General features: G+C 36.8%; 10 protein-coding genes. All 10 read right to left on the bottom strand.

What is annotated here, in order from left to right; all coding sequences use genetic code 11:
• Nucleotides 1-51 precede the first annotated feature (51 nt).
• The 10 genes from ftsZ to COL05_RS03115 all read right to left on the bottom strand — a co-directional run bounded on the left by ftsZ (nt 52) and on the right by COL05_RS03115 (nt 13122).
• Nucleotides 52-1206 (bottom strand): cell division protein FtsZ, encoded by a 1155-nt coding sequence (ftsZ, locus tag COL05_RS03160; protein ID WP_098667524.1) that lies wholly within the window; start codon nt 1204-1206, stop codon nt 52-54.
• Nucleotides 1207-1245: 39 nt separating this feature from the next.
• A complete protein-coding gene (ftsA, locus tag COL05_RS03155) occupies nt 1246-2553 on the bottom strand; it encodes a cell division protein FtsA (protein ID WP_001087553.1) in 1308 nt (435 codons plus the stop codon).
• Between the two features lie 400 nt (nt 2554-2953).
• Nucleotides 2954-3724, bottom strand: a complete 771-nt coding sequence (gene divIB, locus COL05_RS03150) for a cell division protein DivIB (RefSeq protein ID WP_000798232.1) — start codon at nt 3722-3724, stop codon at nt 2954-2956.
• Between the two features lie 98 nt (nt 3725-3822).
• The gene (gene murB / locus COL05_RS03145; RefSeq protein ID WP_098667523.1) at nt 3823-4728 is read right to left on the bottom strand and encodes a UDP-N-acetylmuramate dehydrogenase; all 906 of its coding nucleotides are present in this window, start codon (nt 4726-4728) and stop codon (nt 3823-3825) included.
• A gap of 61 nt (nt 4729-4789) precedes the next feature.
• Nucleotides 4790-5884, bottom strand: coding sequence for an undecaprenyldiphospho-muramoylpentapeptide beta-N-acetylglucosaminyltransferase (gene murG, locus COL05_RS03140; RefSeq protein WP_098667537.1), 1095 nt, complete (start codon nt 5882-5884; stop codon nt 4790-4792).
• Between the two features lie 105 nt (nt 5885-5989).
• Nucleotides 5990-7081 carry a stage V sporulation protein E gene (spoVE, locus tag COL05_RS03135; RefSeq protein ID WP_078419030.1) on the bottom strand — a complete coding sequence of 364 codons (1092 nt, stop codon included), beginning with the start codon at nt 7079-7081 and terminating at the stop codon, nt 5990-5992.
• 90 nt (nt 7082-7171) lie between these two features.
• On the bottom strand, nt 7172-8524 hold the full coding sequence (gene murD / locus COL05_RS03130; protein WP_098667522.1) for a UDP-N-acetylmuramoyl-L-alanine--D-glutamate ligase: 1353 nt from the start codon (nt 8522-8524) through the stop codon (nt 7172-7174).
• Entirely contained in the window at nt 8525-9499 is a 975-nt protein-coding gene (gene mraY / locus COL05_RS03125) for a phospho-N-acetylmuramoyl-pentapeptide-transferase (RefSeq protein WP_000893058.1), read from the bottom strand. It abuts the gene before it with no gap.
• A 22-nt stretch (nt 9500-9521) separates the two neighbouring features.
• A complete protein-coding gene (murE, locus tag COL05_RS03120) occupies nt 9522-10997 on the bottom strand; it encodes a UDP-N-acetylmuramoyl-L-alanyl-D-glutamate--2,6-diaminopimelate ligase (protein ID WP_098667521.1) in 1476 nt (491 codons plus the stop codon).
• Between the two features lie 208 nt (nt 10998-11205).
• Nucleotides 11206-13122, bottom strand: a complete 1917-nt coding sequence (locus tag COL05_RS03115; protein WP_098667520.1) for a stage V sporulation protein D — start codon at nt 13120-13122, stop codon at nt 11206-11208.
• Nucleotides 13123-13172 lie beyond the last annotated feature (50 nt).

Raw genomic sequence — 13172 nt, 5'->3', positions numbered from 1 at the left:
CCCGTTAATGCGGGATAAAACAAAAAAGGAGCATGGAAGCTCCTTTTTCTTTTATCGTCTACGACGATTACGTAAAAATGCTGGAATATCGATATCATCTGAATCGGAATGACGCTCATGTACAACCGGCTCTTCACGCTTCATTTCACGTTTTACTTCACGTTGTTTTGGAGGTTGAGCTACTGGCTGTTGCTGTTGTTGCGTGTAATTCGCATTCGGACGAATAATTGGTTTTGGTGGTTGAGTTGCAATTGTATCATCAAAACCAGTTGCAATTACAGTTACAACGATATCATCTTTTAGTCCCTCATTAATAACCGAACCGAAGATCATATTTACTTCTGGATCTGAAGCTGAAGCTACAATGTCTGCCGCTTCTTGTACTTCATATAAGCTTAAGTTAGCTCCACCCGTAATGTTCATGATAACACCTTGAGCTCCATCAATAGATGTTTCTAATAATGGACTAGAAATCGCTTTTTTCGCAGCTTCAGCAGCACGATTTTCTCCATTACCAGAACCAATACCCATTAAAGCAGAACCTCTATTAGACATAATTGTCTTTACGTCTGCGAAGTCTAAGTTAATTAAACCTGGTGTTGCAATTAAATCAGAAATACCTTGTACACCTTGACGTAATACGTTATCTGCTTCACGGAATGCTTCTAACATCGGCGTGTTTTTATCAACAATTTCTAATAAGCGATCGTTTGGAATTACAATAAGTGTATCTACATTTTCTTTAAATGCAGCAATACCAGATGCCGCTTGTGTTGCACGCTTACGTCCTTCAAATGTAAATGGACGTGTTACAACACCAACTGTTAATGCACCTAATTCTTTTGCAACTTGAGCAACAACTGGAGCTGCACCAGTTCCAGTTCCGCCGCCCATACCAGCAGTTACGAATACCATATCAGCACCACGAAGTGCTTCTTGGATCTGTTCTTTACTTTCTTCTGCAGCTTTTTTCCCTACTTCAGGGTTTGCACCTGCACCAAGTCCACGTGTTAATTTTCCACCAATTTGCATTTTTGTTTCAGCTTTTGATAGATTTAATGCTTGTGCATCAGTATTCACAGCGATAAAGTCTACACCTTGTACACCGTGTTCAATCATACGGTTTACAGCATTGTTTCCGCCACCGCCGACACCGATAACTTTTATATTCGCTAATTGATCTTGAGTAGTATCAAACTCTAACATGTCGAAATCCCCCTAGAACCTCATTTTTCGTGTCCAATTTTAATCCCATAAATAACGGAATACACGTTTTACTTTTGACATCATACGGTCATCATTTTGATTATTATTGTTTTGATTACGAGTTTTTTGTTTTGCAGGTTGCTGTTGTACCGGCGTTGGTGCTGGTGCTGGTACTGGTTCAAAATGCTCTTGCTTCTCCTGCACATTTTTCCCACGTAATTTAGCTTTTTGATAAGAATGTTTAATTAATCCCACTCCACTTGTATATTGGGGCTCACGCACACCAATATAATCAGGAGTTGCTATACGAACATTTTCATGTAAAATATCATATGCAAGATCAAGAACACCTGGCATAGAAGCAATTCCACCTGTTAGTACATAACCAGAAGCTACTTGTTTTACTCCTAACTTACGCACTTCATCTTGAACAAACATTAAAATTTCTTCTACACGAGCCTCTATTATATCCGATAATTCCAATTGAGAATATTGTTCTGTTTGATCGCTTCCCATAATAGGAACCGTAAACATCTCTTCTTCAGATGCTGTATCATAAAAAGCATGTCCATATTTTAACTTAATTTGATCTGCATTTTCTGTTGAAGTCTTCAACCCAATTGCAATATCCTTCGTTATATGGTCTCCACCTAATGGCAATACGCTCGTCGCCTGTAACTCTCCATCTTTAAAAATAGATAAAGTTGTAGATCCTCCCCCCATATCAACAAGGGCTACTCCTCTATTTTTTTCATCTGAAGATATAGCAACTGTTGCAGCCGCTAAAGGTTGAAGACAAATATCAACAATTTCAAGACCTGCTTTTTCTACACAACGAAGTAGGTTATGTAGTAAAGTTCTCGACCCTGTTATAAGTGTACCTTCCATTTCTAATCTTACACCGATCATCCCGCGTGGATCGTTAATCTCGTCAAGACCGTCTACAATGAACTGTCGAGGTACCACATCAATAAACTCACGTTCTGGAGCAATTGACACAACTTGTGCTGCATCTAGAACGCGTAAGACATCTTCATTCCCGATTTCACGATCTTCATTTGAAACAGCGACTACTCCGTGACAAGGAAGTAGCTGTACCTGGTTTGCATTGACACCTACTACAACTTGCTCAATGTGGATTCCCACCATACGCTCAGCTTGTTCAATTGCTTTTTTAATTGATCGAACAGTCTCGTCTATATCAACTATCGATCCCTTCTTTAAACCATTTGATTTTACATTTCCAACACCAATAATGTTTAAGCTGTCATTAACCATTTCACCAATGATGACTTTAACATTGGATGTACCGATGTCAAGACTAACATATATTTCATTGCTGTTCATTCTTTGGCACCTCCTTCTTTATTTATACCATACAACTCAATATATGGAACAACAATCGCAACTTTACTATTTATAAGAAAAATATTCAACGTCTTTATACGTTTCCCTTTTTTAACCCTATATTTTTCTTATTTTTATTTAACATTCATTTAAGAATATCGCAGTAAACTGTGAATAACTGCTTATCTTGAAATAATTCTATTTCAAGTGTAAAGATTACCGCCAAGTATAAGTCTACACTAAGATGTACTCATAGAAAAGTGAAACTTGTACCAATCCTAGTATGAATCTAAGAATTTTTACATATTTTTCATCAAATAAACCATTCTTGTAAATTCCTATGCATCAAGCAGAACATTCGTTTCGTTTTTTCTACGATAACGTAGTGAAAACTATCATTCTATTCTTTTTTTTCTTCCGCTCCTAATTCTTTCGTATACGCTCCTACTTCTAAGTCAATTAATACCTTTTTACCCGGCTCAATTGTTTTTAAGATAAGTGGATAAGCTTCCATACGTTTTGCGAAATTTTGAATCGTAGTGCTCACTTCATACCCTTCATTCATATATAAAGTAAGGTGGTCTTCATTGGCATTCGTCGGTGAATAACGAATTTCAGAAATAGACCTTAAAATAGTTGGTGTTAATTTTTCAAGCTCAGCAATTAACTCCTTCATTTTCTCCTCTTTAAAAGGTTCAAAAATCGGCGCTGCAACAGGCAGTTTTCCGTTCGGGAGTACATCAAGTGTTTTCCCGTTCTCTAATAACGGTTGTAATTTCCCATCTTTGTTTATATAACCAATCGTTAAATATTCTTCAATATGAACATCGATTTTATTTGGAAAACGTTTTTTTACATTTACTGCTTTAATTTCTTTTCGCTTCGTTAAGTTTTCTTCTGCTTTATGTGCTGTCACTCGGAAATAACTTGTATCATATGTCACACCTGATTCCTTCATCACTTGTTCATCTGTCATATAATGATTTCCAAACACACTTATCTTTTTTATATTGCTAAGCGGAGACCGAAAATAAATTAAAAAGAGCACTAATAAAAATAAAATTGATATGTATAAAATCAACCGATGATTAACATTTTTCTTGTTTTTTTTCTGTTGATTTTTTAACTTTGGTACACGATCCTGTAGTTTAATCACTTTACTATTTTTCATGTACGATCCCCCTACGTAACATAAAGAACGGCATGTTCCTCATGCCGTTCTTATCTTCTTATTATAACATAAATGATAATGAGCGGAACGAATAACCGTTATCTTCCAATGATTTCTACTTCTGTATGCATTTCTACGCTAAATTTATCCTTGATTGTTTGCTTTACTAATGCAATTAAAGATAATACATCTTGCGCACTGGCTTCACCAGTATTAATAATAAAATTCCCATGCATTTCAGAAATTTGAGCTCCACCTATTTGATAACCACGAAGCCCCGCTTTTTCTATTAAATCTCCTGCAAAGTATGGAATTGGATTCCGAAACACACTTCCTGCACAAGGATGATTCCATGGCTGCGTTTCACGGCGATAATCTTTATTCTTTTGCATGACACTTACAATTCCCTCACGCTCTCCTATCTGTAATTGAAACTCAGCTTCCAAAACAATACCAGGACGTTTCGTTTGCAATACAGATGTACGATAGGAAAATTCCATTTCTTCATGCGTTAACCAGTCAATTGTTCCATCTTCAAACAAAATAAGAGCTTTTGATAATATGTTTGATATATCCGATTTATGTGCTCCTGCATTCATGTATACTGCACCACCAACACTTCCTGGAATACCGCTTGCAAACTCCAGACCGGCTAACCCTTGACGACTAAGTAAAGTTGATAATTTAATAAGGGGATACCCACCACCAACTCTTACCCTATGTTTTTCGACTTCTAAGTGGTCTAATCCTTCTCCTAAACGAATAACGACACCTTCTATACCTAAATCAGATACAAGAAGGTTCGAACCACGACCAATTACAGTCCATTTTGTTTTATATTTTTTTACTAACTGCAACGTTTTTTCAATACCGGCAATATGCTTTGGCACAATTAAAATATCAGCTGGCCCACCTATTTTCATAGTCGTATAACGTGCTAACGGTTCATCCACTAACACGCGGCCAACATTTGCTTCTATAAGCTCATTTACTAATTGTTCCATAAACAATCTCCCCCATACTAAGTATCCTTATTACAGTAGTATGCAGGGCGTTCACCTAACGTTATTTGTTTACAAGCTTATTCATTACTTCATATAGCTTATTTGCTGCATCTGGAATACCTAATTGCCCAGCAGCTAACTTCATATTTTGTAATGTTTGTGCATCTAATAAAATCTCATCTATATCACGAATTAGCGTTTCAGCTGTTAAATCTTTTTCAAGCAACATTTTTGCTGCTCCTTTATCGACAACAGAACGTGCATTTTTTTCCTGATGGTTATTTGTTACGTAAGGACTCGGAATTAACACACTTGGCTTACCTAACGCTGTTAATTCTGCAAGTGTTGTTGCCCCAGCTCTTGAAACAACAAGATCTACACCTGTAAGTACCTCTGGCATATTGTGAATGAAAGGTTTGATAATAACATTACTCGGATTTCCTTTTTGCTTCACAGCTTCCATCACCTTATCGTAATGAACTTCACCTGTTACATACAATATTTCGTAACTTTTATTCCCAAACTGTTCAATTGCCTCTACGAAAGCATCGTTAATCGGTCTAGCTCCACGACTTCCACCAAAAATAAGCACGGATTTTTTAGGAAGGGATAAACCTACTGAACGTTTTCCTTTCATTCCATTTTGATCCATTACTTCTGACGCTCGTGGATTTCCTGTCATGACTACTTTTGACTGTGGAAAATGTTCTGCAGCCGCTTCAAAACAAACCGCAACTTTATCAACATAGCGGCTTAAAAATTTATTCGTTACACCAGGTACACTATTTTGTTCATGTACAATAGTTGGAATACCTAATTTTGCTGCAGCATATACAACAGGTCCACATACATATCCACCCGTTCCAATTACAATATCCGGATTAAAACGACGAATATATCGTTTACTATCTTGTACACCTTTTAGGAAACGCATCACCGTTTTCACGTTATCTAGCGATATTTTACGCTTAAATCCACTTATAACAATAGATTGAAACGGTATACCTGCTTTTGGCACGATTGTACTCTCTAATCCATTCTCCGTACCAATATATAAAAACCTTGCTTCCGGATTTAATTTTTTTATTTCTCTTATTAAAGCAAGAGCCGGATAAATGTGACCTCCAGTGCCCCCACCACTTACTAATACACGCACTACTAACTCCTCCGCTTCTCTTTTTCTTATTTCAGTCGTATTTATTTCTATATACATATTGTTTCTTCGCACACATACGAAAAACCCTGTCTTATAAAACAGGGTTTAGTAGCGAGAATGGCGACTTATATTTAATAATACACCCACTGCCATTAACATTAATGTCAAACTTGATCCACCATAACTTAAAAACGGTAAAGTAATACCCGTAACAGGCATCAACCCTGTTACAACACCAACATTAATCATTACTTGAATCGCAATCATCGCCACAATACCTACTGCTAAAAACGTACCATATAAATCTGGCGCTCCTAAAGCTATACGAATCCCACGCCATAATAATAGACTAAATAATAATAACACAAATGAACCACCAATAAAACCTAATTCCTCGGATAAGATTGCAAATATAAAGTCTGTTTGCGGTTCAGGTAAATAAAGAAACTTTTGTCTACTTTGTCCAAGTCCAAGCCCGAATAGTCCACCCGGTCCAATTGCGAGTAACGATTGAATAATTTGAAATCCACTTCCAAGCGGATCTGACCACGGGTCTAAATATGATGTTATACGTTTCATTCGATACGGTGCTGATGCAATTAGCCCTACAAATCCTGCTACACCAAGTAAACCAAACATTGCAAAGTGAAAGACCCTTGCTCCCGAGATAAATATCATAATGATACATGTCCCAACCATTACCGTTCCTGTACCAAGATCTGGCTGTAACATAATCATTCCGAAAGCAAGAAATACAAAACTTAGAGCTGGTAGTAAACCACGTTTAAAAGAGGTAATTAATTTTTGTCGTTCCGCTAAAAATTTTGCTAAGAAAATAATCATCGCAAACTTCATAAATTCGGACGGTTGAATGGAAAATGCTCCGATTCCAATCCAGCTTCGCGCTCCTCCACGAACAAGTCCTACACCAGGAATAAGAACGAGAATAAGAAGAATGAAGCAAACTAGCAAAATAACTTTGGAGTACGTACGCCACACCCAATAATCAATTTTCATAATTAAAAACATAGCCACTACACCAAGACCTGCAAATAGCAATTGCCTTTTTGCAAAAAAGAATGAGTCCCCCATTTTATAAGAGGCCCAAACCGCACTCGCACTATACACCATAACCATTCCAATTGTTAACAACGCAAGCGTAACGATGATGAGAATAAAATCAGGCGTTTTCTTCATTACCCATAAACACCACCTCTTTAGGCAGAAACTTTTGCCCTATGTAACAAAACATCAGTAGGTGTTAGCCTACTGATGTTTTGATTTACTCTATATAAGTTTATGCACAGCTTGTATAAAAATGTCTCCTCTTTCTTCAAATGTTTTAAATTGATCCCAGCTTGCACATGCTGGAGAAAGAAGAATTACATCGCCATCTGTAGAATGAGCATAAGCTTTCACTACCGCTTCATCTAAAGTATCGACACTTTCAATTGTATCTAATCCCGCTTTTTCTGCAGCTCTTACTAATTTTGGAGCTGTTTGTCCAAATGTTACAATCGCTTTAACATTTTTGAAATATGGAATTAAATCATCGAATTCATTTCCACGATCGAGCCCACCCGCTAATAACACAATCGGTTGTGTAAACGCAGATAAAGCTTTCTCTGTCGCTAACATATTCGTTGCTTTTGAGTCATTATAAAACTTACGGTTATTAATAGTTGTTACATATTCTAAACGATGTTTTACACCTGTAAAACGTTTTAGCACCACCGTAATCGCTTCATTAGAAACACCCAATAATTTTGCGATACTCATCGCTGCTAAAATATTCTCTAAATTATGTTGACCAGGTAAAACGATATCACCTACTTCAACAACTTTTTCACCTTTAAAATAAAGAGCATTATCTTTTATATACGCGCCATCTTCAATTTCTTTCGTTGTTGAAAATAGTATTTTTTGTCCTTTACTATAAGCAGATAAAGCCATAACATCTGCATCATCTGCATTTATTACACTATAATCATTTTCTGTTTGGTTCTTAAAAATATTTGCTTTTGCTAAACCATATTCTTTCTTCGTCCCATGATAATCTAAGTGGGCCTCAAATAAATTTAAAAACGCAGCAATTTTAGGTTGGAACAATTCTACTCCCATCAGTTGGAATGATGAAAGCTCTGTAACTACAACTTCATTTTCTTTTGCATTCTGTGCTACTTCACACGCTACAGTTCCAATGTTCCCTGCAATTATAGGATGCTTTTGTCCTTCTTTTAGCATTTCAAATGTAAGCATTGTCGTCGTCGTTTTACCGTTAGATCCCGTAATCCCAACAAATGGCGCTTCTGAAATACGATATGCTAATTCAACTTCCGTAACAATCGGAATTTGCTTTCCTTTCGCAGCAACTAATATTGGATTAGAATATGGGATTCCTGGATTTTTTACTACAAGAGAAATATTTCTCTCTAACAATTCTAAAGGATGACCACCACATACAACGTCCATTCCTTTTGCTTGTAATTCTGCAGCAAGTACATTATCTGCTAAAGGCTTTCCGTCATTTACAATAACATTCGCCCCTAATTTTTGTAATAATGTAGCTGCTGCATAACCACTTTTTGCAATGCCTAATACAAGAATATTTTTATTTTGAAATTCAGTTACAGTTTTCAATTACATCCACACCCCGATATAAATTCCTAACACAGCTAATAAAAATCCTACAGACCAAAACGTCACAACAACACGCCACTCTGACCAACCACATAATTCATAATGATGGTGTAGTGGACTCATTTTAAAGACACGTTTTCCTGTTGTTTTAAATGAAATAACCTGGATAATAACAGATAAAGTTTCCATTACGAATACTCCACCAATTATTACAAGTAGCAATTCTTGTTTTAATAAAATTGCTACAGCTGCAATGGCTCCACCTAAAGCTAAAGAACCTGTATCTCCCATAAACACTTTCGCTGGATTCGCATTGAATACTAAAAATCCAAGTACAGCTCCTACAACCGCCATACAGAATATTGCTACTCCAAATTGCTCTTGCGCTACAGCAATAATACTAAACGCTCCAAATGCAATAGCAGCCGTTCCTGATAATAAACCATCTAAACCGTCAGTTAAGTTAACTGCATTTGATCCACCAATAAGCATAAATAGTACAAGTACAAAATACGCCCAACCTAATTCAAACTTAACATCCGTTCCCGGAATCATGATGTATGTGTGGAACGCTTGCCCTTTTCCAATTAAAAAGAACGCAATAGCAATAACAAGCTGACCTACTAATTTTTGTTTTGATGTTAAACCAAGATTTCTCTTCTTAACTACCTTTATGTAGTCATCTAAAAATCCAATCAATCCGTAACCAAACGTCACTAATAGTAATAATGAAACCTCTGCACCTAAATGATTAAACTTAATCGCCATAATAAGTGAAGTGACCATCATAGATACGTATATGACGATACCACCCATTGTCGGTGTCCCTGATTTTTTTTGATGCGACTTTGGTCCCTCATCACGAATACTCTGTCCGAATTTTAATTTTCTTAAAAATGGAATAAACAATGGCGAAAGGGCAACAGAAATTAAGAATGCTACCCCAGCCGTTACTAATAAACCTTGCTCAAGCACATGTAGTCCTCCTCTCACGTTGTTACTCTTCGTTGTTTAAACGCTCTGTAATTGCTTCTTTAGCGACTTCACGATCGTCAAAATGATGAACATCTTTACCAATAATTTGATATGTTTCATGACCCTTACCAGCAATAATGATGATATCTTCAGCTTTCGCGTTAGCAATTGCATGGTATATCGCTTCTTTTCTATCAATAATTACTTCATAATTATTTCCATTTGCACCCTGTACCATATCATCTAAAATTGCCCCTGGCTCTTCACTTCTTGGATTATCTGAAGTGTAAATTGCATAAGTTGCATATTTTGTTGCAACACTTGCCATGATTGGTCTCTTCGTTCGATCTCTATCGCCGCCACAACCGACGATACAATATACGTCGCCTTTTGCAAATTGCTTTGCTGTTTTCAATACATTCTCTAAACTATCTGGTGTATGAGCATAATCAACAATAACTGTATAATTCTGTCCACCATCAACCACTTCAAAACGTCCTGGAACTCCAGCTAGTTTCTTTATTACATCAAGAATTGTTTCTAAACTTACACCAGAAACAAGTCCTGCCGCTGTTGCCGCTAGTACGTTATATACATTAAATTTCCCAATCAATTTCATCGTAACATTTACACTTTCATACGGTGTTACAAGCGTAAATGTAGTTCCACCACTCGTCATAACGATATCTTTGGCCATAATATCACTTGTTGTATCAATTCCATACGTTACAACAGTTGCTGCAGTACTTCTCATATATTCCTCTGTTACAGCATCGTCGTTATTCAGTACCGCATATTTTTCACGATTATGATTATAACTATTGCCCAGTTGTGCAAATAGCAACCCTTTTGCATGTTTATATTCTTCCATCGTTTTATGATAGTCTAAATGATCTTGTGTTAAATTTGTAAACACTGCTACATCGTAATCACATCCGTGTACACGACCAAGATCTAAAGCATGTGACGAAACTTCCATTACTGTGCTATCCACACCGTGTTCAACCATTTTTGAAAACGTCTGTTGAAGTGTTAGTGCATCTGGCGTTGTATTTTTCACCTCAAATGTTTCATCACCGATTTTCATATTAATCGTTCCAATTAGCCCTGTTTTATGACCATGTGCGCGCATAATTTCATCCATAATATGCGATGTTGTTGTCTTTCCATTTGTACCTGTAATCCCGATTAAATGTAACTTGTGTGTTGGTTGACCATAAAAATAATCAGCTAAAACCGCTAACGAACGAAAAGTGTTTTTCACAAGTACAACTGGAACGTCAACATCAATTGGTCTTTCCGCAACAATAGCAGCCGCTCCTTGTGCCGCTGCTTGCTTAGCAAAATCATGGCTATCAACCGTATATCCTTTCATACATACAAATAAGCTTCCCTCTTTCACTTTACGTGAATCAGCTTCTATAGATGTGATTTCTGGATTTTCTTTTGGAACAACTGGAAAATCATGCAAACATGATACAAGTGTATGCAACTTCATTTCACTAAACCCTCTCTACATTGTGTATTTATCTCTTTTTTAATAAGCAACACGCTACCTCCTAATTAAGTAAAATAGGAGGTACGCGCTACTATCGTCTAATAAATAGACCTATTTATAAATGAGACTCTTACGGCCTCAAATTAAGTAACTCTTCTTTAGAGAACTCACTTCCACCAATTGTACCATAAAACGTACTAGGTTACCTTTAATTCCCGAAGTAAATTCTAATTTTTGAGCCTTCTTTCACTTTAGCTCCTGCTTCTGGGGACTGTTTAATAACTTTCTCTCCGTCTCCGCTTATATCAAGCTTCAAATCGACGAGTTGCGTCTGTAAGTCTTTCTTTTTCATACCAATTAAATTTGGAACTTCCACAGTTGGTATATCGCCCCATTTATATTCTCTTTCAACTTGTTTTGTTCTCGGTTTCACTCCCATAACAGGAAGTGCATCCCGAAGAATATTTCCAACAATTGGAGCTGCCACTACTCCACCAAATTGCGTTACACCTTTCGGATTATCAACAGCAACATAAACAACAATTTCCGGATCATCTGCTGGAGCAAAACCGATAAAAGATACAATATAATTATTCTCTAAATATTTACCATCTTTCACTTTTTGAGCCGTACCTGTTTTTCCACCTACACGATACCCATCAATGAAAGCACCTTTACCAGATCCTTTTGCTACAACATTCTCTAATGCATACCGAACTTTTTCTGAAGTTTCCTTGGAAATAACTTTCCTTTTTGCTACAGGTGTTTTTTTACTTACAACTTGATTTTTTTTCGGATCAATAAATTCTTTAGCTATATACGGTTGATACAAAGTTCCACCATTTACAGCCGCTGCTACTGCCGCTACTTGTTGGATTGGCGTAACAGAAACACCTTGACCGAATGAAGTTGTTGCTTGCTCGACTGGACCGACTTTATCTAAATTAAATAAAATCCCACTACCTTCACCTTGCAGATCGATTCCTGTCTTCTGTCCAAAGCCGAAATTACGAATGTATTTAAACAATCGGTCTTTACCAAGACGATCACCCAGCTCGATAAATCCTGGGTTACAAGAGTTTTGAACTACTTCTAAAAACGTTTGGCTACCATGGCCTCCTGCTTTCCAACATTTCAATCTTGCTCCACCAACTTCAGCTGCTCCATCATCATAAAACGTATCTTTCTCTAAGTCTACTAAATTTTCATTCAAAGCTGCAGCTAACGTAATGATTTTAAATGTTGAACCAGGTTCATACGTACTCCATACTGGTAAATTTCTATTGTATACTTCTGGAGAAACACTTTGAAAATCTGCCGGATCAAAACTCGGCCGACTCGACATACCTAAAATTTCACCATTTTTCGGATTCATCGCAATCGCAATCATACCATCTGGATTATATGTCGACTCTGCGATATTCATTTCTCTTTCCATAATTCTATTAATACGTGCATCAATTGTTAACCCTAAATTCAAACCAGCTTCTGGTTTTTTGAAATCATCGCCAACATTAGGCATCCTTTGTCCTTTTGCATCTGCAAAAAAACGCACATGACCTTCATCACCATTTAGCTCTTTATCATAATATTTTTCTAGTCCCATAAGACCTTGGTTATCACTACCAGCAAACCCTAATACGTGTGATAAAAAGTTGCCAAATGGATAGTACCGGATAGAGTCCTCTGCGATATAAACACCTTTCAAACTTAATCCTCGTACCTCTTTCGCTTTATCATGTGATATTTTCCTTCCGCCTTTATCTAACCTTACAATCGATTCTTTTTTTGTAATTCTCTTATAAATCTCATCTTTTTCCACACCTAATACTGCAGCTAACTTCTCTGCAGTCTCTGCTGGTTTTTCAATTTGCCTCGGTACAACAAAGACAGTTGGAGCACTTTTATTCGTAGCAAGTTCCACACCATTTCGGTCTAAAATCTTCCCACGCTCAGGTTCAAAAGTAATATTACGACTCCATGAATCTTTCGCACGATCCGTTAACATATTCCCAAGAAAAAATTGCACATATCCAAGACGAATATCGATGATAGTGAAAATAAGTATACCTGATATAAGTATAAAAATAAGTCGTTTTCTAACTGTTACATTTGATACACGCATTTTGGAACAAGCCTCCCTTACGCCTAGCTTGTTCCAATATATGCTTGTAC

Origin of the sequence: Bacillus sp. AFS059628 (assembly GCF_002571225.1) — a bacterium.
Classification (GTDB): Bacteria; Bacillota; Bacilli; order Bacillales; family Bacillaceae_G; genus Bacillus_A.
This window is presented reverse-complemented; position numbering and strand designations above follow the sequence as displayed.

What these genes read in the sequence shown, in the direction of transcription:
- ftsZ (WP_098667524.1), bottom strand. Translation starts at nt 1,206, where the DNA reads ATGTTAGAGTTTGATACTACTCAAGATCAATTAGCGAATATAAAAGTT.
- ftsA (WP_001087553.1), bottom strand. Translation starts at nt 2,553, where the DNA reads ATGAACAGCAATGAAATATATGTTAGTCTTGACATCGGTACATCCAAT.
- divIB (WP_000798232.1), bottom strand. Translation starts at nt 3,724, where the DNA reads ATGAAAAATAGTAAAGTGATTAAACTACAGGATCGTGTACCAAAGTTA.
- murB (WP_098667523.1), bottom strand. Translation starts at nt 4,728, where the DNA reads ATGGAACAATTAGTAAATGAGCTTATAGAAGCAAATGTTGGCCGCGTG.
- spoVE (WP_078419030.1), bottom strand. Translation starts at nt 7,081, where the DNA reads ATGAAGAAAACGCCTGATTTTATTCTCATCATCGTTACGCTTGCGTTG.
- murE (WP_098667521.1), bottom strand. Translation starts at nt 10,997, where the DNA reads ATGAAGTTGCATACACTTGTATCATGTTTGCATGATTTTCCAGTTGTT.
- COL05_RS03115 (WP_098667520.1), bottom strand. Translation starts at nt 13,122, where the DNA reads ATGCGTGTATCAAATGTAACAGTTAGAAAACGACTTATTTTTATACTT.